This window comes from Aeromicrobium sp. CTD01-1L150 (assembly GCF_041951745.1).
Classification (GTDB): Bacteria; Actinomycetota; Actinomycetes; order Propionibacteriales; family Nocardioidaceae; genus Aeromicrobium.
In genome coordinates this window covers 3,581,409-3,603,746 of sequence record NZ_CP169555.1, presented here as the reverse complement: position 1 = coordinate 3,603,746, position 22,338 = coordinate 3,581,409, and the positions used below count along the sequence as shown (strand labels likewise).

The 22,338-nt window shown below is 70.6% G+C and carries 20 protein-coding genes; 12 read left to right on the top strand and 8 right to left on the bottom strand.

Going from position 1 to position 22,338, the window contains the following annotated elements:
* Positions 1-5: 5 nt before the first annotated feature.
* From ACEVFP_RS17805 to ACEVFP_RS17790, 4 genes are all read left to right on the top strand, one after another.
* Positions 6-3,227, top strand: a complete 3,222-nt coding sequence (locus tag ACEVFP_RS17805; RefSeq protein WP_375000802.1) for an Ig-like domain-containing protein — start codon at positions 6-8, stop codon at positions 3,225-3,227.
* Positions 3,228-3,314: 87 nt separating this feature from the next.
* Positions 3,315-4,574, top strand: a complete 1,260-nt coding sequence (purD, locus tag ACEVFP_RS17800; RefSeq protein ID WP_375000800.1) for a phosphoribosylamine--glycine ligase — start codon at positions 3,315-3,317, stop codon at positions 4,572-4,574.
* Positions 4,575-4,608: 34 nt separating this feature from the next.
* Positions 4,609-6,036, top strand: a complete 1,428-nt coding sequence (gene purB, locus ACEVFP_RS17795; protein ID WP_375000799.1) for an adenylosuccinate lyase — start codon at positions 4,609-4,611, stop codon at positions 6,034-6,036.
* Between the two features lie 108 nt (positions 6,037-6,144).
* Entirely contained in the window at positions 6,145-7,008 is an 864-nt protein-coding gene (locus tag ACEVFP_RS17790) for a phosphoribosylaminoimidazolesuccinocarboxamide synthase (RefSeq protein WP_375000797.1), read from the top strand.
* Between the two features lie 73 nt (positions 7,009-7,081).
* On the opposite strand, the gene ACEVFP_RS17785 is transcribed toward ACEVFP_RS17790, so the two are convergent.
* From ACEVFP_RS17785 to ACEVFP_RS17750, 8 genes are read right to left on the bottom strand one after another with little or no spacing between them, the layout of a single operon-like run.
* On the bottom strand, positions 7,082-8,065 hold the full coding sequence (locus ACEVFP_RS17785) for an ABC transporter substrate-binding protein (RefSeq protein ID WP_375000796.1): 984 nt from the start codon (positions 8,063-8,065) through the stop codon (positions 7,082-7,084).
* Positions 8,062-9,168, bottom strand: a complete 1,107-nt coding sequence (locus tag ACEVFP_RS17780) for an ABC transporter permease (RefSeq protein WP_375000795.1) — start codon at positions 9,166-9,168, stop codon at positions 8,062-8,064. Before ACEVFP_RS17780 ends, ACEVFP_RS17785 begins: the two co-directional genes overlap by 4 nt.
* 34 nt (positions 9,169-9,202) lie before the next feature.
* Positions 9,203-9,964 carry an ATP-binding cassette domain-containing protein gene (locus ACEVFP_RS17775; RefSeq protein ID WP_375000793.1) on the bottom strand — a complete coding sequence of 254 codons (762 nt, stop codon included), beginning with the start codon at positions 9,962-9,964 and terminating at the stop codon, positions 9,203-9,205.
* Positions 9,961-10,890, bottom strand: coding sequence for a hypothetical protein (locus ACEVFP_RS17770; protein ID WP_375000792.1), 930 nt, complete (start codon positions 10,888-10,890; stop codon positions 9,961-9,963). Before ACEVFP_RS17770 ends, ACEVFP_RS17775 begins: the two co-directional genes overlap by 4 nt.
* Positions 10,887-12,398 (bottom strand): hypothetical protein, encoded by a 1,512-nt coding sequence (locus tag ACEVFP_RS17765; protein WP_375000790.1) that lies wholly within the window; start codon positions 12,396-12,398, stop codon positions 10,887-10,889. Before ACEVFP_RS17765 ends, ACEVFP_RS17770 begins: the two co-directional genes overlap by 4 nt.
* The gene (locus ACEVFP_RS17760; protein WP_375000788.1) at positions 12,395-13,420 is read right to left on the bottom strand and encodes a class I mannose-6-phosphate isomerase; all 1,026 of its coding nucleotides are present in this window, start codon (positions 13,418-13,420) and stop codon (positions 12,395-12,397) included. The genes ACEVFP_RS17765 and ACEVFP_RS17760 overlap by 4 nt, the downstream gene beginning before the upstream one ends.
* Positions 13,417-14,418, bottom strand: a complete 1,002-nt coding sequence (locus ACEVFP_RS17755) for a LacI family DNA-binding transcriptional regulator (protein WP_375000786.1) — start codon at positions 14,416-14,418, stop codon at positions 13,417-13,419. Before ACEVFP_RS17755 ends, ACEVFP_RS17760 begins: the two co-directional genes overlap by 4 nt.
* Positions 14,415-15,368: a 1-phosphofructokinase family hexose kinase gene (locus tag ACEVFP_RS17750; protein ID WP_375000785.1), complete on the bottom strand. Its 954-nt coding sequence runs from the start codon at positions 15,366-15,368 to the stop codon at positions 14,415-14,417. Before ACEVFP_RS17750 ends, ACEVFP_RS17755 begins: the two co-directional genes overlap by 4 nt.
* A 131-nt stretch (positions 15,369-15,499) precedes the next feature.
* Between ACEVFP_RS17750 and ACEVFP_RS17745 the strand changes: the two genes are divergently transcribed.
* The 8 genes from ACEVFP_RS17745 (at position 15,500) to ACEVFP_RS17710 (ending at position 22,332) form a co-directional block, all read left to right on the top strand.
* On the top strand, positions 15,500-16,543 hold the full coding sequence (locus ACEVFP_RS17745; RefSeq protein WP_375000784.1) for a tagatose 1,6-diphosphate aldolase: 1,044 nt from the start codon (positions 15,500-15,502) through the stop codon (positions 16,541-16,543).
* The gene (locus tag ACEVFP_RS17740) at positions 16,540-17,076 is read left to right on the top strand and encodes an AAA family ATPase (protein WP_375000783.1); all 537 of its coding nucleotides are present in this window, start codon (positions 16,540-16,542) and stop codon (positions 17,074-17,076) included. The genes ACEVFP_RS17745 and ACEVFP_RS17740 overlap by 4 nt, the downstream gene beginning before the upstream one ends.
* Positions 17,077-17,190: 114 nt before the next feature.
* Complete coding sequence (locus tag ACEVFP_RS17735) at positions 17,191-18,759, top strand: long-chain fatty acid--CoA ligase (protein WP_375000781.1); 1,569 nt, start codon at positions 17,191-17,193, stop codon at positions 18,757-18,759.
* 45 nt (positions 18,760-18,804) lie between these two features.
* A complete protein-coding gene (gene purS / locus ACEVFP_RS17730; RefSeq protein ID WP_375000779.1) occupies positions 18,805-19,098 on the top strand; it encodes a phosphoribosylformylglycinamidine synthase subunit PurS in 294 nt (97 codons plus the stop codon).
* Positions 19,095-19,778, top strand: coding sequence for a phosphoribosylformylglycinamidine synthase subunit PurQ (gene purQ, locus ACEVFP_RS17725; RefSeq protein ID WP_375000778.1), 684 nt, complete (start codon positions 19,095-19,097; stop codon positions 19,776-19,778). Before purS ends, purQ begins: the two co-directional genes overlap by 4 nt.
* 116 nt (positions 19,779-19,894) lie before the next feature.
* Positions 19,895-20,278, top strand: coding sequence for a hypothetical protein (locus ACEVFP_RS17720; RefSeq protein WP_375000776.1), 384 nt, complete (start codon positions 19,895-19,897; stop codon positions 20,276-20,278).
* Positions 20,279-20,388: 110 nt separating this feature from the next.
* Positions 20,389-21,159: a type I methionyl aminopeptidase gene (gene map, locus ACEVFP_RS17715; RefSeq protein WP_375000774.1), complete on the top strand. Its 771-nt coding sequence runs from the start codon at positions 20,389-20,391 to the stop codon at positions 21,157-21,159.
* A gap of 12 nt (positions 21,160-21,171) precedes the next feature.
* Positions 21,172-22,332: a hypothetical protein gene (locus ACEVFP_RS17710; RefSeq protein WP_375000772.1), complete on the top strand. Its 1,161-nt coding sequence runs from the start codon at positions 21,172-21,174 to the stop codon at positions 22,330-22,332.
* Positions 22,333-22,338: the final 6 nt, after the last annotated feature.

Sequence of the window (22,338 nt, the reverse complement as noted above, 5' to 3'; positions counted from 1 at the left end):
CCCCCATGAAGACATCAGCCCCCCGCCGGCTGCGGTCCGGGGCGGTCGCGTTGGTCGCGGTCGCCCTCGGATCCGCGACGCTGGTATCGGCCCCCGCCCAGGCGGACCCGACCACGGTCCCCGTGACCATGGCCGACATCGCCCCCGATGAGAGCACGTACGAAGGCTGGCACCAGGGCCAGGCCGGCGGTGAGCAGAACTACGCGGTCACCAGCGACGGACTGACTCTCCACGGCAAGGCCCAGGTCATCAACGGCTACGCCAACTCGACGCAGACCCTCGACGCCAAGAACGCCCTGCTGGACGACGTGCTCCAGGACGCCAGCTTCGAGGTCACGGACGGGCAGATCTTCTTCCAGGTCCCCGTGTTCTTCAGGTCCGAGGGCTCTGCCGAGGTGAAGTTCACGACGCTGCGTCCCGCCGTCGCCGCCGACGAGGGCACCCACGAGATCGACCTGACCGACACCTGGGTCAGCAGCCGTGGGGTGAGTACCGGGATCGTCGCCAACCAGGGCTATGAGCTGAACGACATCCTGAACGAGTTCGACGACTACAAGACCCTCGCCTTCGGCGTCTTCGTCGACACCGGCGCCACGGGGTCGGTCGAGTCGATCACGTGGGACGACACCACCTATGAGTTCCAGGCCGACGCGCCCGAGCAGGTCACCGTCGCCGAGCGGGACATCGCCGGGGTCGAGAACGACGAGACCTACAGCCAGTGGCACCAGGGTGTCGCCGACGCGGCATACCGTCACCAGGTCGGCGACGATGGACTTGAGCTGATCGGCAAGTCACAGATCATCAAGGGCTATGACGAGACGCCTGAGAACGTCGAGGCCAAGAACGTCGACCTGCTGTTCGCCGCGCGCGACGCCGCGTACACCGTCGGCAGCGGCCAGGTCTGGTTCCAGATCCCGGTGTTCTACGACAACGGCTCCGGCGTCGAGTTCACGACGCTGCGTCCTGCGACCGGCGCCACCGAGGGTGAGCACGCCATCGGCTCCGGGGACGACTGGGTGACCAGCCGGGCCATCTCCGGTACTTCGTTCGGTGCCAACGGCAGCGGGACGTTCAGGGAGCTCGTCCAGGCGCTGGGCTCCTACCGGACCCTCGGCTTCGGGTTCCATCACGAGGCAGCCGACGCCACGGGCGTCATCTCCTCGGTGACGTGGGACGGTACGACGTACACCTTCGAGGCGGACGCCCCGCAGACCGAGAGCGTCTCGGTGCAGAACGCCGACATCGCCGGGGTCGAGAACGACGACACCTACACACAGTGGCACCAGGGCCACTCCGCAGCCGACGCCAACCCGAACCGCCAGAGCCCCTCGCTCAACCACCAGGTGATGGCGAACGGTCTGACGCTGCATGGTGACTCGCAGGTCATCAAGGGCTTCGCCGACGACGAGGACGTCGACCTGGGCCGCGCGGTGCGCTCGGCCGGCTACACCGTGGCCGACGGACCGGTCTGGTTGCAGCTGCCGATCTTCTTCGGCGACGACGAGTCGTTCACGACTCTGCGTCCTGCGGCGCCGGTGGATGAGGGCAGCCACGAGATCGACCTCACCGACGAGTGGATGTCCAGCCGGGCGCTCGGGTCCATCGCGGCCAACACGGCCAGGCCGCTGCACGTGCTGCTGCAGGAGGCGGGCGACATCACCCCTCTCGCGGTCGGCGTGCTGCACGACGGCGCGGGCCAGGGCACGGTGGAGGACCTGACGTTCAACGGCGTCACGTACTCCTTCGACCAGACTCCGGCCGAGGAGTCGGTGACCATCCACGAGAACGACATCGTCGACTACGCCGCCGGAGAGGTGGACGGTGAGTACGACACGTGGCACCAGGGCAACATCGCCGCCATTGACGGACAGGCCGTCACGAACGACGGCCTGGAGCTGCGCGGAACGTCGCAGGTCATCAAGGGCTACGAGAACAACTCGGTCGACCTCGACGTCAAGAACGCCGACATCGCCCAGGCGGTGCGCAACTCCCGCTACACGGTTGCCGGCGGTGAGGTCTGGTTCCAGATCCCGATGTACGTCCGCGTCCGCAACGAGGACAACGTGGCGGTCAACGGCTTCACCACCCTGCGTCCGGCCACCGCGGCGGGCGAGGGCACGCACGACATCAACCTGGACGACGAATGGGTCTCCAGCCGTCCGCTCGGTGAGGTCGTGCCGGCCAACACTCCGGTCAAGCTCAAGACGATCCTGTCGCAGCTGCTGGACTACAAGGTGCTGGGCCACGGGTTCTTCGCCCAGGGTGGGGACCCGTCCACGGTCTCCTCGGTGACCTGGGACGGCGTCGAGACGACGTTCGGCCCCAACCGGGCACCGCAGGCCGAGGACGTGTCGGCGACGGTCCGTGCGAACGGCCCGTCGACGGACCGTTCGGTGGAGGTGGCGCTGGATGCCGACGACCCTGACGACAACAAGCTCGCCCATGAGGTGCCGGACACCGTCGAGGGCGGCGAGCTGTCGGACGTCGTCGACGGCACGGTCACCTTCACACCGGCCGCGGGCTTCGTCGGGCAGTCGACGTTCGACTACACCGTCGATGACGGCCGTGGTGGGTCCGACACCGCCACGGTGACCGTCGACGTCACGAACGCCGCCCCGGTGGCCAAGGACGCGACCGGGTCGACCCATGCCTGGTGGTTCGCCGGGCGGAGTCCCGAGCAGGCCATCGTCGACCTCGAGGCAGAGGACGCCGACGACGGTGATGTCCTCGCGTTCTCGGCGGAGGAGGACCAGGCCGACGGGACGGTCGAGGTGCACGACGACGAGCTGCGGTACAAGCCGAACAAGAAGGCCTCCGGCACCAAGAAGGTGACCTACACGGTCACCGACGAGGCCGGTGAGACGGACACGGGCACGGTCGCCATCACGGTGGCCAAGCGCAACGCCGTCGTCAGCAGGGCCACCTCCAGGACCTTGCCGAGCAAGATGACCTACGTCACCGGCCAGGTCAGGCCCGACCACCCGTCGGCCCGCTCCAGCGCCACGTCGGGCCAGGCGGTCATCGTCACCCGCGGCGGCAAGGAGATCGGCCGCGGTCGGGTCATCGACGGCAAGATCGTCGACCGGATCAACCGGAAGACCCGTCCGGGCATCCTCATCGGGAAGAACTTCCGCAAGGGTGCGTCGTTCGGCGTGACGCTGGTCTACCCCGGCACGTCGACGGTCGAGGCCAAGTCGGTCCGGGTGCAGGTCGACATCCCGAAGTAGCCGGGAGGATCGGACGAGGGCCTCGCAGCGATGCTGCGGGGCCCTCGCTTTCTCCGGTGCCTGACATGGGTCGGTACGCTCGCGGGCGTGAAGACCCTCGTCATCGGCACGGGCGGCCGTGAGCACGCCCTCGCCCTCGCCCTGTCCCGCGACCCGAACGTCACCGAGGTCCACGCGGCGCCCGGCAACCCCGGCATCGCCGCCGTCGCCGAGCTGCACGACGTCGACCCGATCGACGGCGCGGCCGTGGCGGACCTCGCCACCGGTCTGGGCGTCGACCTCGTCGTCGTGGGTCCGGAGGCGCCGCTCGTGGCCGGCGTGGCCGACGCCGTACGTGACGCGGGGGTCGCATGCTTCGGCCCGTCACGTCGGGCAGCGGAGCTGGAGGGGTCCAAGGCCTTCGCCAAGGACGTCATGGCGGCCGCCGAGGTGCCCACCGCCCTGGCGCACGTGTGCGAGACGCCGGATCAGGTGGAGGCTGCGCTCGACGCCTTCGGGCCGCCGTACGTCGTCAAGGACGATGCTCTCGCGGCCGGCAAGGGCGTCGTCGTCACCGACGACCGACAGGCCGCCGTGGAGCACGCCGCCTCCTGCCGGCGTGTCGTCATCGAGGAGTTCCTCGACGGACCGGAGGTCTCGCTCTTCGCGATCACCGACGGTCAGACGGTGCTGCCGTTGCAACCGGCACAGGACTTCAAGCGCGCCCTCGACGGCGACGCCGGGCCCAACACGGGCGGGATGGGCGCGTACCTGCCGCTCGACTGGGCCCCCGACGACCTCGTCGCCGACGTGGCACGGCGCGTCCTCGTCCCCACCGTCCAGGAGATGGAGCGCCGCGGCACGCCCTTCCAGGGGCTGCTGTACGCCGGCCTCGCGCTCACGTCGCGCGGGGTGCGCGTCGTGGAGTTCAACGCCCGCTTCGGCGACCCCGAGACCCAGGCGCTCCTCGCGCTGCTGGCGACGCCGCTGTCGAGCCTGCTGAACGGTGCCGCCACCGGCACCCTGCAGGACGTCGGCCTGCCGCAGTGGAAGGACGGCACGGCCGTCACCGTGGTGATGGCATCGGCGGGTTACCCCGAGTCCTCCAGCAAGGGCGACGTCATCCTCGGCGCCGGCGCGGCCGACGCGATCGAGGGGGTCGACGTCATCCACGCCGGCACCGGGCTCGACGACGAGGGTCGGCTCGTGACGGCAGGGGGACGGGTCCTGTCCGTCACGGCCGTCGGCGACGGCCTCGAGCACGCCCGCGACCGCGCCTACGCAGGCGTCGACGCGATCAGCTTCGAGGGTGCGCAGCACCGCACCGACATCGCCCTCGCGGCGCAGGCGGGCAAGATCGAGCTCTGAGCCCGCCGGGGTGCCCCGCCCGGTGGGTGGGAGAATGTCGCGCGTGAGCACGCCCAACGTCCTGGCCTCCCGCTACGCGTCCGATGCGATCACCCGCATCTGGTCGCCCGAGCACAAGATCGTCCTCGAGCGGCAGCTCTGGATCGCCGTCATGAAGGCGCAGCGCGACCTCGGCGTCGCCACCCCTGACGGCGTGGTCGAGGCGCACGAGACCGTGGTGGATGACGTGGACCTCGCCTCCATCGCCGAGCGGGAGCGGGTCACCCGTCACGACGTCAAGGCCCGCATCGAGGAGTTCGCGGCCCTGGCCGGCAGCGAGCACATCCACAAGGGCATGACCTCACGCGACCTCACCGAGAACGTCGAGCAGCTGCAGGTCCGGGCGTCGCTGCAGGTGCTGCGTTCGCGCGCCGTCGCCACGGCCGCTCGTCTGGCCCGCTTGGCCACCGAGCACGCCGAGCTGGTCATGGCCGGTCGCAGCCACAACGTCCCCGCCCAGGCCACCACGCTGGGCAAGCGGTTCGCGACGGTCGCCGACGAGCTGCTGGTGGCCGTCGGCCGGCTCGACGACCTGCTGGCCCGCTACCCGCTGCGGGGGATCAAGGGCCCGGTCGGCACGTCGCAGGACCAGCTCGACCTGCTGGGGGACTCCTCCAGGCTGGGTGAGCTGGAGTCGCGGGTCGCCGCGCACCTGGGGTTCGAGAACGTCCTGACGAGCGTCGGGCAGGTCTACCCCCGCTCGCTCGACTACGACGTCGTCACGGCTCTGGTGCAGCTGGTGGCCGCGCCCTCCAACCTCGCCACGACGGTGCGCCTCATGGCGGGTAACGAGCTCGTCACCGAGGGCTTCGCGCCCGGCCAGGTGGGATCCAGCGCGATGCCGCACAAGATGAACACCCGCTCCTGCGAGCGCGTCAACGGCCTGGCCGTCGTGTTGCGCGGGTACGCCTCCATGGTCGGCGAGCTGGCCGGCGACCAGTGGAACGAGGGCGACGTCTCCTGCTCGGTCGTGCGTCGGGTCGCGCTGCCTGATGCGTTCTACGCCGCTGACGGACTGTTCGAGACGTTCCTGACGGTGCTCGATGAGTTCGGGGCGTTCCCGGCCGTCGTGCAGCGCGAGCTCGACCGGTACCTGCCGTTCCTGGCCACCACCAAGGTGCTCATGGCGGCCGTGCGTGCCGGGGTGGGACGTGAGTCGGCGCACGAGGCGATCAAGGAGCACGCCGTCGGCGTCGCCCTCGCGATGCGGGAGAAGGGCGCCGCGGAGAACGACCTCTTCGCACGGCTGGCCGCCGACGAGCGGCTCGGCCTGAGCGAGTCCGACCTGGAGTCCCTCGTCGCTGCACCGCTGGAGTTCACCGGCGCCGCCACCGGCCAGGTCGCCGACGTCGTCGCACAGGTCGAGGCGCTCGTCGCCACCGATCCCGAGGCCGCGACGTACGCCCCCGACGCCATCCTCTGACGCATCACCCACGAATCCTGCGTCGACCGCATGAAGTTTCGTGTCGTCAGCGTAGGTTTCGAGCGGTCTCGTGGGAAACCTGCAGAGCCGACGGACTAGGGTGGCGAGGTGCCTCTCGACGTTCCCGGCGCCACCCATCTGCACTCGGGCAAGGTGCGCGACCTGTACTCCTTGGAGACCGGCGAGCTGCTGATGGTGGCCTCCGACCGCATCTCCGCCTACGACTTCGGGCTCAGTCCCGGCATCCCCGACAAGGGGGAGATCCTCACCCGGATGTCGCTGTGGTGGTTCGAGCAGCTGAAGGACATCGTGCCCCACCACGTCGTCTCGACCCAGGTGCCGGAGCGGGTGCGAGGACGGGCGCTGGTCGTCGAGCGCCTCGACATGTTCCCGGTGGAGTGCGTCGTCCGGGGCTACCTCACCGGCTCCGGCCTTGCCGACTACGAGGCCACCGGTGAGGTCTGCGGGGTGCCCCTGCCCGACGGGCTGGTCGACGGCTCACGCCTGCCCGAACCGATCTTCACCCCCGCCACCAAGGCCGAAGCCGGCGAGCACGACGAGAACGTCAGCTTCGAGCACGTCGCCCGAACCGTCGGGGTCGAGATCGCCGAGCGGCTGCGGGAGCTGACCCTCGCCGTCTACTCCAGGGCCGAGCGCATCGCCCGTGCCCGCGGCATCATCCTGGCCGACACCAAGCTGGAGTTCGGTGCTCGGCCCGACGGCACCATCGTGCTGGGCGATGAGGTCCTCACCCCGGACTCCTCCAGGTTCTGGCCGGCCGATGAGTACCACCCCGGCCGCCCCCAGGCCTCCTTCGACAAGCAGTTCGTCCGGGACTGGCTCACCTCGCCTGCCTCAGGCTGGGACCGCCACGGCGACGACCCGCCGCCCTCGCTGCCCGCCGACGTCGTCGATCGCACCCGCGAGCGCTACGTCCAGGCCTACGAGCAGCTCACCGGCGAGCGCTTCTGATCGAGCGGCGACCACGGTCCCAGGCTCAACCCTTCCTGGGACCGTGGTCAACCGCCGCCCGGCCTGCTCGTCCTCAGCAGGAGGACTTGTAGACGTCGTCGGCGGCCTCGCCGTCCACGTTCTCCTGCGTGATGATGGTGAACCCGGTCTGGATCTCGGCCTCCACGGCGTCACCGTCGAGTGCCGCGAGAGCCTGTGCGACGCCGTCGGCACCGATGGCCTCCGGCTCCTGGGCGACGAGCGCCTGCACCGTGCCCTCCTTCAGCTGCTCCACCTGTGCCGGACCGGCATCGAAGCCGACGATGGTCACGTCGTCCTGCTTGTCGGCCTGACGGACACCGGTCCCGGTACCCTCCGCGGCGAACAGGTTGGCCGCGAAGATGCCGACGATGTCGGGATCCTTCTGCAGGGCGGCCGTCACCAGCTGTGCGGCGCGCGCGGGCTCGTTGCGGCTGTACTGCACGCCCACGTACTCAAAGTCCGAGTCCCCGCCGGCTGCCTGCTCAAAGCCCTCCACACGGGCGTCGAGCGTGGAGACGCCCGGGTCGGTGCCGATCACGAGGACCTTGCCGCCGTCGGGGTTCAGCTCCTTGATGGCCTCGAACGCCGCCTCGCCGCCGCCGACGTTGTCGGAGGCGATCGCCGAGGCCGCGAAGGACGGGTCCTCGACCGTGGTGTCGACGAGCACGACCTCGATGCCGGCGTCCGCGGCCGCCTCCAGCGGCGCCTGCATCGCCGACACGTCGGTCGGTGCCACGAGGAGGGCGTCGGGCTGGGAGGAGACGACGGAGTCGACGATCGGCTTCTGCAGCGACGGGTCGAACTTCTCCGGTCCCTGCACGTCCACGTCCGCGCCGGCCGCCTCGGCCGCCTCCTCGACGCCGCACCGCATCGAGATGTAGAACTCGTCGCCGGCGACACCCTGCACGAAGGCGATGGTGCGTCCCTCGCCGTCGCCGCCGGACCCGCCGTCCTCGGCGGCGCCGCACGCGGTGAGCGTGGTGACCGCCAGCACTGCGACCGATGCCAGCGGCACCTTCCTGGTCAGTTGCCTCATGGTTGTTCTCCTTGCTCCTCGCGTGAGGATTTCTCGGGTGTGTCACGTCGTCGTGACACACGGGGGGTGCGGCCGCCACGGGCCGCGGAGGCCCGTCGGGCCTGGTCGACGTAGACGGCCGCGATGAGCACGGCGCCGACGGCGACCTGCTGCCAGAACGGCTGGATCCCGACGATCACGAACCCGTTCTGCAGGACTGCGGGGATGAAGAGACCGACCACGGTCCCGAAGATGGTGCCGACACCGCCGAACAGTGACGTCCCCCCGATCACGACGGCGGCGATGACGTTGAGGTTGGTCTGCGTCTGCCCGGCGATCGCGGTGGTGCTGAACTGCGCGAGCGAGAGCGCCCCGGCGAACCCGGCCAGCAGGCCTGAGATGCCGTAGATCTTGATGAGGTGGCGATCCACCCGCACACCGACACGGCGTGCCGCCTCCTCGTTGGAGCCGATCGCGTACGTGTAGCGACCGAAGCGCGTCTTGTGCAGCACGACCATCCCGATGAGCACGACCACCGTCGCGATGACGACGAGGACCGGGATCTGCCCCGCGACACGGCCGTAGCCGATGTCGGACTGCATGACGGCCGGCACGTCGCGGATGTCGACGCCCTTGGTGAGGATCTGGGCGAGGCCGAGGGCCATGCCCAGGGAACCGAGGGTGACGATGAGTGGCGGGATCTTGGCCTTGGCCACGAGCACGCCGTTGAACACGCCCCAGGCCAGGCCGGTGAGGACGGAGACGGCGATGCCGATGAGCGCGGTGCTCCAGCCGTCGCCGCCGATCGCGAGCATCGTCTTGGCGCTCACGACGCCGGAGAAGACCATGACCGAGCCGATCGACAGGTCGATGCCCGCGGTGATGATGACGAACGTCACCCCCACGCCGAGGACGGCGAGGATGGAGGCGTTGACGGCGATCAGACGGGCGTTGCCGACGTTGGCGAAGTTGTTGGGCGCGAGCGTCGCGAAGATCGCGACGATGCCGAGCAGGACGAGCAGGATCTGGAAGGCCTGCATCCGTACCACCCGGGTGAGCAGCGGCTGCTCCTCGTCGGCGAGCAGCGCTGCCCCGCCACCACTGGATGCCTGGGTGAGGGTCATGCCGACACCTCCCTGGACGAACGAGAGTGCTCTCTCATGCGGCGTCCTTTCCGAGTGCGCCGGTCATGGCACCGACGAGCTCCTCCATCGACGTCTGGGCGGTCTCGAACGTGGCCACCCGGTGGCCCATCCGCAGCACCTGAACCCGGTCGGAGACCTCGATGACGTGCGGCATCGAGTGGCTGATGAACACGACGCCGACGCCGCGGTCGCGGACCCGGCGGATCATGTCGAGCACGTTGGCCGTCTGGCGGACGCCGAGCGCGGCGGTGGGCTCGTCGAGGAAGACCACCTTGTTGGCCCAGTGCACGGCGCGGGCGATCGCGATGGCCTGCCGCTGGCCGCCAGACATCGACCCGACGGGGGCGGTGAGGCTGCGCACGGTGGCACCGAGCCGGCCGAACGCCTCGGCGGCCTCGGCCCGCATGGCGCTGTTGTCGAAGAATCCCAGGCGGCCGAGCAGGCCGCTGCGCATGGTCTCGCGGCCGAGGAACATGTTCTGGGTCGGATCGAGGTGCGGCGCGAGCGCGAGGTCCTGGTAGACGGTCTCGATGCCGAGCTCGCTGGCCGCCGTGGGAGTGGGGATGGTGGTCCGACGTCCCTCGAACCAGATCTCGCCCTCGTCCACTGCGAGGTTTCCCGAGAGCGCCTTGACGAGTGTGGACTTGCCGGCGCCGTTGTCGCCGATGAGGGCCACCACCTCGCCCGGTGCGATGTCGAAGTCGGCACCGTCGAGGGCCCGCACCTGGCCGAAGCTGCGGGCGAGCCCCTGCGCCTGGAGCAGTGGCGCGCTCATGACGGGATCCCCGCGACGTCCCGCCACGGCCGGGCGCGGCCGTCGATCGCGGCGACGCACTCCTCGAGGCGACGCAGTCCCGCATCGGCGAGGTGTTCTCGACGTGCGGGTGGCGACATGCCCACGGCGTCCTTCCAGACCGCACGTCCGGCGATGAACCCGGACGCACCGCCCTCGTCGCAGGAGATCTTGAGGACGTCGGTGAAGACCGAGGCGTCGACACCGGCGGACAGCACGGCCCACGGGCTGCTGATCTCCTCGGAGAGCCGGCGGCAGGCCTCGGGTGATCCCGGGTACTCCAGCTTCAGCAGGTCAGGTCCGAGGTCGTCGAGCCGGACGGCGGCCTCGATGATGGCGTCGGCCCGACGTTCGGGGGTCAGCTCCTCGCCGGGCAGCTGGTAGATGAGGTTCTCCACGACCGAGGGGACTCCTGCGTCCCGGCAGTCGTCGACGACCTGGCGGACGACGTCGACCACCTCGGCCGCGAGGTCGGGCTCGCCGGGCGTGATCGGCCGGTCGGCGCGCAGCTGCACCAGGTACTTGACGGCGCTGCCGCCCTGGTCGCGCACCCAGCGGGCGTCCTGCTGCGGGTCGCGGGCCGCACGTGGCTCGTCGCCGTACCTGGGTCGTTTCTCCGGTTCGGCGGCGACGAGGACGCCGTAGTCGTGGCGGCCCTGCTGAGCCAGGGCGGGGATGCCATAGGTCGGGTCGAGCAGGAAGGCGCTCGCCGAGGGCGCGAGGGCGGCGAGCACGTCGCCCTTGATGCCCACGAGCTCATCGGGCGAGGGGTCGTCGACGCCGATGGCCGCGTACATGCGCTTGAGCGTGTTGCGCTGGTCCATGGCGACGACGGCGAAGGTGCCGTCGGTGGTCGCGATGTCGTCCAGCGTCGTGGTGGCAGTCTCAGGACTGGTGGGGCTGCTCATGCGGTTCCTCCAATGGGTGGTGGGGTGGTCGGCAGACGGCTCGCCAGGAACGGAGCCGGGTCGCGGGTGGTGGTGTCGGCGGCGAAGGCGGCCAGCTGGGCGGCCCCGAGCGCGGCGCCCTCCTCGTGGCCATGGGCCCAGGTGACGCCGGGAAGGTCACGGGCGCGGGCGCGACGGACCGAGCGCATCTGGGCCCAGCCTCCGGCGACGACGGTGCGTCGGGCCGGAGGAACCTCGGAGTCCATGACGGCGAGGACGTCGCGCAGCGCTGCCGAGCTGTGCTCGAGCGTGGCGGTGAACAGCGCCGCGGGGGACAGGCCATCGGTGTCGGCCCGCACCGACAGCGCGCCATCGTCGTTGGCCGCGCCATGCACGCTCAGTCCGTCGGGCACGGCCGACAACGCCATGACGGCGTCGTCGAGTGCTGCCCGGCCGTCGGCATCGTGGACGCCGACGAGCTGCAGGACGCGGCGCAGCAGCAGGCCGGTACGGGTTCCGGCGAGCATGACGGCACGCTCGGGCAGCACGTGCGGCACGACGTCGACACCCCGGGCGGCGAGGCGGTCGCGGGCCTCAGGATCCAGGGGGTGCTCCAGGACGCGGACCAGTGCCTCGGCGGTGCCCATCGAGGCGTAGAGCTCATCAGGTCGGTGCACGCCGGCCGCCAGGGAGGCCACCAGGTGGTCGTGCCCGGCGACGGTCAGCACCGCACCACGCAGGGGTTCGGGGACGGAGGCGTCGGCGTGTCCCCACACCGAGCCGGCGGGCAGCGCAGGGGGCAGCAGGTCCGGCCCGACACCGAGTGCATCGAGCGTCGCCGGCCAGGCGGACTGCGTCTCGTGGTCGATGAGACCGGTGCGCCCGGCGAGCGACGGCTCCCGGCGTCGGAGCCCGCCGAGGACGTGGGCGACGAGCTCGGGCACGTTGAGCCACTCCAGTCCGTTCAGGTCCAGCCCCTCGCGGCGGAAGGTCAGGAGCTTGGCGAAGGACGCCAGGGGATCGAAGGGCAGGCCGGTGTGCCGGCGAAACGCAGTGTCGAAAGCGTCTGGGCCGAATGCGCCTGGGTCGAGGGCGTCTGGGGCGGAGGCGCCCGAACCATCGGCGCAGAGCGTGGCGAGGGCGTCGGCTCCCCGGGTGTCGAACCAGGCCACCACGGGACGGACAACGTTGTCCGCGGCGGCGGTCCGACCGTCCCCGGACGCGGGTCGGTCGGTCTGGCGCCGCAGCAGCGCGCCGGACTCCGCCATGCCGGTGACGCCGATGGCCCGCACCCGGGCATCGGCCGCCACGGTGCGCACCTGGTCGGCGACGTCGTGCAGGATCTCGTGGACGGTCCCGACGAGCGCGTGGGCGGACATCTCCGTGCGTCCCCCGTGACCGGAACCTCCCACGGCGATCCACGGGGTGGGGCGGCGTACCGCAGGGAGGGTGCGACCGGCGTCGTCGCTCAGCTGCCCCTTGACGTAGGTGGAGCCGACGTCGAGCCCGAGGTCGAGGACGGTGGTCATGACGTCCTTCCTTCCGGGGGCCAGGTGGTGCCCGGGCGGGCGACGAGCGCGGCGCAGTCACCCTCCACGGCCCAGTCCCCGAAGGCGGCGGGCACGGCGACGGTGTCTCCGGCGGCGACGTCCAGGCTGGCCCCTGCTCCTCGCAGCCGCCCGCTCCCGCTCAGCACGAGGACGGCCGCGAACCCCGCCTCGAGCGGCCTGCTCGTGCCGCTCGGCGCGAGCAGGTGGAGCCGGAAGAACGGGTTGGCCGCAGCGGGCAGTGTCGGGAGGGGGTCGCCGGAGCGGGCTGTCAGGTCGGTCCGGCGGATGAGGGCCTCGACGGCGGTGTCCTCCAGCGCCGCGGTGCAAACGGCGGGCATGGCGGTCTCGAACCCGAGCCCGAGGTGGGCGTCCTCGCGTCCGGAGGTCGTGACGGACCACTCCAGCAGGATCGAGAAGTCGGTCGGCTCCTGGACCTCGGCCACCAGGATCCCTGCACCGATGGCGTGCACGGTGCCGGCGGGTACGAGGATCCCGTCGCCGCGGGCGACCGGGACACGGTGCATGTGGCGGAGCATCCACGCGCCGTCCTGGTCGTCGCGGCGCCGCTCGAGCTCCTTGGGGTCGACGTCCGCGGTCCACCCGAGGTGCACGGCGGCACCGGGTTCTGCCTCCAGCACGAGCCAGGCCTCGGTCTTGCCGTAGGGACAGTCGAGGTGGCTCTGTGCGAAGCGTCGGTCCGGGTGGACGTGCACCGGGAGTCGTTGCCCGGCGTCCAGCAGCTTGAGCAGGAGCCCGGTGTCGCCGTCGCCATGGCTGCCGGTCCAGGCCTCGGGGTCGGCGACGACGAGGTCACGGAGCACGTGGCCGTCCGCGGTGCCAGCCAGCCCGACCGGCCACTGACCGGCGCGCGCGACGGTGGCGGCGATCCACTCCTCCGGCTGGCGGGCCGACGTCGTCTCGATGCCGCGGAGCGCGGCGATGCGGGAACCGCCGGCATAGAAGTGGTCGATCAGGTTGGGGGCGAGGCGGACGGGTCTCATCGCCGCACCTCGATCTCGCCGGAGCCACGCTCGACCAGCCGGGTCGGCACGATGATGTCCTGCGTCTGGCCGGCCGTCCCGTCAAGGTGCGCGAGCACCCGTTCCATGGCGGCGGCACCGATGGCACTGGGGTCCTGGTCGACGAAGGTCACGGCCGGCTCCAGCGTCCGGGCGAGCGGGAAGTCCCCGAAGCTGATGAACGCGACGTCCGGCCGGCTCGTGGTGTGCAGCGCGTGCGCCACGCCGATCGCCGCGCGGGGGTTGGCTGCGAAGATGGCGGTGGGCGGCTCCTTGAGGGCCAGGAGGTCGAGGGTCTCCTCGGTGGCGTCCACGTCGCGAGTGGGTCCCGGCCGGACGAGCTCGGGGTCCGCACTGGTGTCGACCTCCGCCAACGCCCGGTGGTAGCCGTCGAGACGGTGCCGGGTGGTGATGAAGCGCTTGTCGCTGCCGACGAAGGCGATCCTGCGGTGGCCGCGAGCGGTCAGGTGCGCCACCGCCTGGTGGGCCAGGCCCTCGTCGTCGACGCGGACGACGTCGTAGCTGCCGTCGGCGACGGCACGGTCCACGAGGACGACGGGAAGCGCTGGCCGTACCTGCTGGAGGTACTCGTGCCCGCCCGCGGTGGGAGCGAGGATGAGGGCGCGCACCCGCTGCATGGCCATGCGTGAGACCTGGGAGCGCTCGCGGGCGGAGTCGAACCCGGTGCTGCCGAAGACGGTGCCCAGTCCGGCCTCCAGCGCGACGTCCTCGACGGCGCTGGTGAGCGAGGCGAAGAACGGGTCGGCGATCGTGTCGATGACGACGCCGATGGTGTCGCCGGTGCCCGCCTTGAGGGACCGGGCCAAGGTGTTGGGGACGTACTGCAGTCGCTCCACCACCTCCTCGACGCGGGTGCGGAGCTCCGGGTCGACGGTGGTGGCACCGTTGACGACGCGCGAGACGGTCTTGATGCTGACGCCGGCCTCGGCGGCCACGTCGTGCAGCGTCGGCGCCTTCACGAGGCCACCTCCTCGACACCGGCGAGCAGCGCCTCGACGTGCCCGGCGTCGACGCGCCCGGCCGTCGGCGTCTGCACGGCAGCGCCCGCGGTGGCCACTGCCCGGCGGACGGCCTCGGGCCACCCATGCCCCGACTCGTGTGCTGCGCCGAGCGCGGAGGCGAAGGAGTCCCCGGCGCCGATCGGATTCACCACGTCGACCCGGTGCGCGTCGAACCAGCGCTCTCCCTCGCCGTCCACGAGGGCGGCGCCGGCGCCCCCGGCGGTGACGATCGCATGAGCGACGCCTTCGCCGTGCAGCCGCGCGGCCGCGGCCAGCGCACGGTCGCGTACCTGGGCCGGTGGTGCGTCGTCAGCCGGCTCGAGGACGGCGCCGCTGAGCAGTCCCTCGGCCTCGTGCAGATTGGGGCACACGACGTCCGGGCCGTGCTCGACAGCTCGTGCGAGCGCCGTCCTGGCGCCGTCCACCACGACGACCGCCTCGGCCGACCGGGCGACGTCGACCACCCGGCCGTAGGCGTCGTCGGGCAGTCCGGGCGGAAGACTCCCGGAGCAGAGCACGACCTCGCCGGGGCTGACGGCCGTGGTGAGGCGCTCCAGCAGCCTGTCGAGATCTGCCTCGCCGACGCATGCGCCCGGCTCGTTGAGGACGCTGGCCCGGCCCGAGTCCTCCAGCACGATGGTGGCGCTGCGTACGCGCCCCTCGGCGGGGACGTCGAGGACCTCGATGCCCTCGTCCGCGAGGAGGCCGGCCAGCTCAGCGCCCTCCTCGCGGGGGAGCAGCAGGACCAGCCGCGCGGCGTGTCCCAGGTCGAGCGCGGTGCGCAGCACGTTGACGCCCTTGCCGCCGGCGGTCACCGCCACCCGGTACGGCCGCGCGACGGCACCCGCCTCGAAGTGATCGACCCACAGGGTGCGATCGAAGCAGGGGTTCGGGGTGACGACCAGCATCGGGCGTTGTCCTCCAGATGAGATGAAGTGGGTGATGGGGGTCACATCGACGATGGATTCGTCCTATGGTGGACCCCCGAGACAACGTTGTCCAGACCTCGTCGAGACTTTCTCCGGAAGGGATGTCCCGCATGACAGCCACGCCCTCCTCACCCTCTGTTCCCGCCTCCACCGCGCTCGCCGCCTCGTCGCGGCGCCTCGGCAAGCTGCGGCGACTGCAACGCATCAGCGACACCGACGGGTTCATGCGGGTCGCCGCGATCGACCATCCCGAGAACTACCTCGCGCTCTTCGACGAGGACATCTCGACGGTCGGCTTCGAGGAGGTGGTGGAGTCCAAGCTCGAGCTGGTGCGGGCGATGTCGGCGGCTTGTTCGGCCGTGCTGCTCGACCCGGTCTGGTCGATGGGTCAGGCGGTGCTCACCCAGGCTGTCCCGGGCTCGGTGGGGATCATCAGCGGCCTGGAGGAGCTGGCCTACTCGCCCAGCGGGTTCGGCACGCAGACGGTGGTGCGCGAGCACTGGACGGTCCCGGTGCTGGCGCGCCTGGGTGCCGATGCGGCCAAGCTCGTCGTGTTCTTCCGCGAGGAGCTGCAGGACGTCTCGGCGTCGCAGCTGGCGCTCGTGGCCGACCTCGTGACGCAGTGCGACGAGGCGGAGGTGCCGCTCGTCGTCGAGCCGCTCTGGTACCCGCTGGAGGGTGAGAGCCTGGACGATCCGGCGACGCGTGCCCTGCGCGACGAGGCCGTGGTGAGCTCGGCGCACCTGTTCGCCGCCTGCGGTGCCGACGTCATGAAGGTCGAGTTCCCCGGTCGGGTCGGGTCGGTCGCGGAGGAACAGGCCGCGGCCGAGCGCTGCGCCCGTCTCGACGCCGGGCTCGACGTGCCGTGGGTGCTGCTGTCGGCGTCGGCGACGTTCGAGCAGTTCCGCACACAGGTGGGCATCGCCGCCTCCGCAGGTGCCTGCGGGTTCATGGCGGGTCGGGCGATCTGGGGCGACGCCGTGGGCAGGGTGCCCGCCGAGCAGCGTGCCGCCGGCGCCCGCACCGCGGTGCAGCGACTGCAGGCCCTGCACTCCACGCTGCGCGAGCACGGTCGCGGCTGGACCCGGCCGGCGACGCTGACCGAGGCGGTGGACGCGCTCCCCGCCACATGGCACGAGACCTACGGGTCGTGACGTCCGGCATCCTGCTCATCGCCGGTCCGGCCGGCGCGGGCAAGTCGACGGTCGGGGTGGAGGTGGCCCGTGCGCTGGGTGCCGTCGTGCTCGACCTCGACACCCTGACCAACCCGGTGCTCGACGCGCTCCAGGCTCGGCTCGCCGCGGTGGAGCCGGACGGGCTTCACTGGAACGACGCGTCACTCGCCGACGTCATCCGCCCCGCGCGGTACCGGGCGCTGCTGGACGTCGCAGTCGCCCAACGGGCTCTGCATCACCGCGTCGTCCTCGTCGCACCGTTCACGGCGGAGCTGGCCGGCGGTGCCGCGTGGGAGCACCTGGTCGAGGTCCTGGGGGTGGCTCCGACGGTGGTGTGGCTCGACGTGCCGGAGGCTGAGCGTGCGCGGCGCCTCGTCGATCGGGGCGAGGGGCGTGACGTGGGCAGAGCCCCGTCGTCGGGGCCGGCTCCGGCCGTACCCCACCTCCGGGTGGACGCGTCGGCTCCGCCCGCCGACGTGGTGGAACGGGCCTTGGCGGCCGTCCGTCGGTAGCGCGCGCGGAGCGCTCAAGCCAGCGCCGGCGGTGACTCGGGTACCGGCGGTACGTCACCATCGACCGCTGTCCTACGCTGACAGTCCCGTCACAGCCTTGGAGGATGATCACCCGTGGCCAATCTTGCTGCCTTGTTGGAGAAGTCTGTTGAGAGGTTTCCTGAGCGTACTGCGATCGTCTTTGGTGATACGCGGCTGAGTTATGCGCAGGTTGATGGTGCGGCCAACCAGGTGGCGAACCTGTTGGTCTCGCGTGGGATCGAGCCGGGTGACAAGGTGGCGTTGTCGTGTCCCAACGTCCCGTACTTCACGATCATCTACTACGGGATCTTGAAGGCCGGTGCGACGGTGGTGCCGCTCAACGTGCTGCTGAAGCCGCGTGAGGTGGCTTATCACCTGGATGATTCGGGTGCGAAGGCGTACTTCGCGTTCGAGGGGACGCCGGATCTGCCGATGGGTGAGGCGGCGTGGGAGGGCTTTGGTCAGGTGGAGTCCTGCACCGAGTTCTTCCTGGTCAAGCTGGACTCGGCGGCTCCGGAGCCGATGGAGCCGCCGGAGTACTACGGGCCGCTGGTGGCGCAGCAGCCGGCGACGTTCGAGACGGTTGAGCGTGATGATGAGGACACTGCTGTCATCCTCTACACGTCGGGGACCACTGGTCAGCCCAAGGGTGCGGAGCTGCGGCACCGCAACATGCGTGACAACGCGTTGGTGGGTGAGGCGTTGTTCGGTGCCGATGCGGACCGGCCGGACACGTATCTGTGCGTGTTGCCGTTGTTCCATTCCTTCGGTCAGACGGTGATCCAGAACTCCGGTCTCGCTTTCGGCGGCACGATCGTGATGCTGCCCAGGTTCGAGGCGCAGGCGGCGCTGGGGCTGATGCTCCGCGAGAAGGTGACGTTCTTCGCCGGCGTGCCCACGATGTACTGGGGGCTGCTGGGTGCGTTGGCCGAAGGTGTCGACGTCTCCTCGGTGGCGGAGAACCTGCGGGTGGCTGCTGCGGGCGGCTCGGCGTTGCCTGGTGAGGTCCACAAGGACTTCCAGGACAAGTTCGGGGTGACGATCCTGGAGGGTTATGGGTTGTCGGAGACGTCTCCGGTGGCCTCGTTCGCGCCGTGGGGTGAGCCGGTGCGGGTCGGTTCGATCGGGACGCCGATCCCGGGGGTGCAGATGAAGCTCATCGACTCTGACTGGGGTGAGGTCCCGGGCGACCTGCAGGACGACGGCAAGACGGCCGTCGGTGAGATCGCCATCAAGGGTCACAACATCATGAAGGGCTACCACGACCGGCCCGAGGCGACGGCGGAGTCGATCCGTGACGGCTGGTTCCGTTCCGGTGATCTCGCCCGCAAGGATGCCGATGGTTTCTACTACATCGTGGACCGCTCCAAGGACATGATCATCCGTGGCGGCTACAACGTGTATCCGCGTGAGCTCGAGGAAGTCCTCATGACGCATCCGGCGGTCTCGCTGGTGGCGGTGATCGGTGTGGAGCACGAGTCCCACGGTGAGGAGATCAAGGCCGTCATCGTCAAGAACACCGACCACGACGACGTCACCGAGCAGGACCTGGCCGAGTGGGCCAAGGAACAGTTCGCCGCCTACAAGTACCCCCGCATCATCGAGTTCCGCGACGAGCTCCCCATGACCGCCACCGGCAAGATCCTCAAACGCGAGATCTGAGCCCGCGCCACGTCGCGGCCGGATCGCTGGGGATAGGATCAAGACATGCCTCGTGTGATCGTCGACGTCATGCCCAAGCCCGAGATCCTCGATCCGCAGGGCAAAGCGGTCCATGGCGCCCTGCCACGGCTCGGCTTCAGCGGGGTGAGCGACGTCCGTCAGGGCAAGCGCTTCGAGCTGGAGGTCGAGACAGCCGATGCCGCGACCCTCGGCGAGGTGGAGAAGATCGCCGAGACGCTCCTGTCCAACCCGGTCATCGAGGACTACGCAGTGCGAGTGGAGTCCGGGCGAGTGGAGTCCGGGCGAGTGGAGTCGGGCAGCGTCGAGGGTGCGTCATGAAGGTCGGGGTCGTTACCTTCCCCGGCTCCCTGGACGACGGCGATGCCCGCCGGGCGGTGCGCCTGGCCGGTGCCGAGCCGGTCGCGTTGTGGCACGGCGACCACGACCTGCCCAGAGGCCGGGACAGCGTCGAGGCCATCGTGCTGCCGGGCGGGTTCTCCTACGGCGACTACCTGCGCTGCGGTGCCATCGCCCGCTTCGCACCCGTGATGACCGAGGTCGTCGCCGCCGCCGAGCGGGGAATGCCCGTGCTCGGCATCTGCAACGGCTTCCAGATCCTGTGCGAGTCACACCTGCTGCCAGGCGCCCTCATCCGCAACGACCATCGGACCTTCGTGTGCCGCGACCAGGTGCTGCAGGTCGAGAACGCCTCCACCGCCTGGACGTCGGACTTCGAGGTGGGCCAGCAGATCACCATCCCGCTCAAGAACGGTGAGGGCGGGTTCGTCGCCGACCCGCAGACGATCGAGCGGCTCGAGGGCGAGGGCCGGGTGGTCTTCAGCTACGTCGGCGCCAACCCCAACGGCTCGATGCGCGACATCGCCGGCGTCACCAACGAGCGCGGCAACGTCGTGGGTCTCATGCCGCACCCCGAGCACGCCGTCGAAGACCTGTGCGGTCCCGGTACCGACGGTCTCGGACTCTTCCGCTCGGCCATCTCGTCCCTCGTGGCGCACTGAGGTCCCTGGGTCTCGGTACGCCCCGCTCGTCCCTCGCGGGGCACTCGACCTCCTCCGCTCCGCTCGGAGGGTCCCCGCTCGTTCCTCGCGCGTACCCTCCTCGCTACGCTCCGGACATGGTTCTGCGCTCCATCCTGGTCTCGGTCGCCGAGGCCGTCATCCTTGCCCTGCTCGTCATCGACCGCGTGCTCGAGCCGACGTGGAACGGGGGAGTGCTCACCGCAGCCAAGATCGTCGTCGTGGCCACGGCCATCGTGGCCGCTGCCCTGCCGTACCAGTCGTGGAGCACCCTCGAGCCGCGCAGCAACCTGCTGACCGTCGCGATGGCGAGCGGACTGGTCGGCGGTGCGGCCCTGACCGCCTCGGTCTTCGGCTCGGTCGATGGTGTGCTGTTCGGTTCACTGCCGCTCGCCCTACTGGGACTGGTGGGCGTCGTCGCGGCGGCGGTCAGCCTGCGCCTGGACGCACGCATCCGCAAGGACGCCGCCCAGGACGGATAGTCTCACCTCCGCCCGCCCGACGAGATGGGCCTCCTGATTCCTGATTCCCAGGAGCTCACGGGAACCAGGGGGCCGGTGGGACGCACGGCGGCACACCCTAGGCTGAGTCCATGGCGATCGAGCTCAGGACCCCTGCCCAGATCGACGAGATGCGGCCTGCTGGCCGGTTCGTCGCCGAGGTGCTGACCACGCTGACCGAGGCCGCCGACGTCGGCGTCAACCTGCTCGAGCTCGACGCCCTGGCGCACCGCATGATCACCGAGCGCGGCGCCGAGTCCTGCTACATCGACTACGCTCCCTCGTTCGGGCGCGGGCCGTTCGGCAAGGTGCTGTGCACGTCGGTCAACGACGCCGTCCTGCACGGTCTCCCGCACGACTACGCGCTGCGCGACGGCGACCTCGTGAGCTTCGACTTCGCCGTCTCCGTGGACGGCTGGGTGAGCGACTCGGCGGTCTCCATCGTCGTCGGGACGCCGCGGGAGGAGGACCTGCGGCTCATCGACATCTCCCGTCAGGCCCTCGATGCCGCGATCGCCGTCGCCCGGCCCGGCCGCAGCATCGGCGACATCGGCGCCGCCATCGGGGACGTCGCACGCGGCCACGGCCTGACGATCAACACCCAGTTCGGTGGCCATGGTGTCGGCCGCACGATGCACGGCGACCCACACATCCCCAATGACGGCCGACCCGGGCGCGGTCTCAAGCTGAAGCCCGGGCTGGTCATCGCGATCGAGCCGTGGTTCCTGCAGACCACTGACGAGATCGTCATGGACCCCGACGGATGGACGATCCGCAGTGCCGACGGCTCGCGTGGCGCGCACTCCGAGCACACGATCGCCATCACCGATGGTGACCCCGTCGTCTTCACCGCGCGAGACTGAACGGTCCAGGGCATGAGGATCCGACGCCGACCGGTGGATGGTCGCTCCAGCACGCTCGTGATCGCCGGGACGCTCGCAGCCGGTGTGCTCGTGGCCTGCGGGGGCTCCGAGCAGCCGGCCGAGACCGACCTGGTCGAGGAGTTCACGGTTCACGGTGCGCTGGCCGAGGTGCCGGCACTCGGGGAGGACGACGCTCCCTTGATCCATGCGGCGGACCTGCGCCGGGCCACCGAGCTGGCCGGTCTGGAGTACCCGTCGGATGGGTCCCGGGAGGCGGTCACGCCGTGGCTCATGAGCCTGACCGGGGCGGGCTCGCCCGACGGCGGGATGTCGCCGGTCTTCGTGCCGATGCCGGCCACCTTCAACCTCCAGGCAGCCTCGCCCGATGAGTTCGCCGACCTGCTGGGATTCTCGATCCTCGACGCCGACCGCTTCGTGGAGGCCTCCGCTGCGCCCCGGACGTTCGCCACCGTGGTCGGTGACGTCAGCGAGGACACCCTGGCCGACGACCTCGTCGAGGTGGGCGACGCGATCTGGTCCGACAGCGACGCGGACGACCTCACCCAGGCCCTGGGCGACAGCACCGCCGCGAGTCGGCTGGGAGTACCGGTGCGGGTGGCGGGCCAGGAGGGCCGCATCGCGGTGAGCACCTCCGTTCCCCTGGTGAAGGCCTGGCTCGACGACGGGGAGTCCCTCGCCGACGACGCAGGACTGTCAGCCGTCGCGGAGGCACTCGACGAGCGAGATGCCGTCTCGGCGACGCTGACGCCGGTGACCGGCACCGATGACCCGCTCGGGCAGGCTCTGGGGGACACTGCCACGCCCGAGCAGCTGGCCGACGTGCAGCAACGAGTCGATCCGATGATCCCTGCCGAGCCGTTCGACGCCGTGGGCATCGGCTGGTCGGTGACCCAGGGCGACGCCGAGGTGCATGCCGCCTACCACTTCGGCACCGACGACGCTGCCGCCGAGGCGGTGGGGGTGCTGGAGACGGCATACCGGGAGGGCCTGAGTGTGCGCAGCGGCCAGCCCTTCAGCGACCGCTTCACCGTGCAGGACGCGCAGGCCGATGGGCCGGTGGTCGTCGTCACGGTCTCGCACTCCGAGGAGCAGCCGCCCGGCTTCCTGCAGGACGTCCTGCTCCAGCAGGACGTCCTGTTCGTGTCCCGCTGAGCCGCG

Coding starts and splice junctions, on each gene's coding strand:
- map (WP_375000774.1), top strand. CDS start 20,389: ATGGCGATCGAGCTCAGGACCCCTGCCCAGATCGACGAGATGCGGCCT.
- ACEVFP_RS17775 (WP_375000793.1), bottom strand. CDS start 9,964: ATGAGCGCGCCACTGCTCCAGGCGCAGGGGCTCGCCCGCAGCTTCGGC.
- ACEVFP_RS17770 (WP_375000792.1), bottom strand. CDS start 10,890: ATGAGCAGCCCCACCAGTCCTGAGACTGCCACCACGACGCTGGACGAC.
- ACEVFP_RS17760 (WP_375000788.1), bottom strand. CDS start 13,420: ATGAGACCCGTCCGCCTCGCCCCCAACCTGATCGACCACTTCTATGCC.
- ACEVFP_RS17765 (WP_375000790.1), bottom strand. CDS start 12,398: ATGACCACCGTCCTCGACCTCGGGCTCGACGTCGGCTCCACCTACGTC.
- ACEVFP_RS17710 (WP_375000772.1), top strand. CDS start 21,172: ATGAGGATCCGACGCCGACCGGTGGATGGTCGCTCCAGCACGCTCGTG.
- ACEVFP_RS17750 (WP_375000785.1), bottom strand. CDS start 15,368: ATGCTGGTCGTCACCCCGAACCCCTGCTTCGATCGCACCCTGTGGGTC.
- purQ (WP_375000778.1), top strand. CDS start 19,095: ATGAAGGTCGGGGTCGTTACCTTCCCCGGCTCCCTGGACGACGGCGAT.
- ACEVFP_RS17720 (WP_375000776.1), top strand. CDS start 19,895: ATGGTTCTGCGCTCCATCCTGGTCTCGGTCGCCGAGGCCGTCATCCTT.
- ACEVFP_RS17745 (WP_375000784.1), top strand. CDS start 15,500: ATGACAGCCACGCCCTCCTCACCCTCTGTTCCCGCCTCCACCGCGCTC.
- purS (WP_375000779.1), top strand. CDS start 18,805: ATGCCTCGTGTGATCGTCGACGTCATGCCCAAGCCCGAGATCCTCGAT.
- ACEVFP_RS17780 (WP_375000795.1), bottom strand. CDS start 9,168: ATGACCCTCACCCAGGCATCCAGTGGTGGCGGGGCAGCGCTGCTCGCC.
- ACEVFP_RS17785 (WP_375000796.1), bottom strand. CDS start 8,065: ATGAGGCAACTGACCAGGAAGGTGCCGCTGGCATCGGTCGCAGTGCTG.
- purB (WP_375000799.1), top strand. CDS start 4,609: ATGTCGCGCGTGAGCACGCCCAACGTCCTGGCCTCCCGCTACGCGTCC.
- ACEVFP_RS17805 (WP_375000802.1), top strand. CDS start 6: ATGAAGACATCAGCCCCCCGCCGGCTGCGGTCCGGGGCGGTCGCGTTG.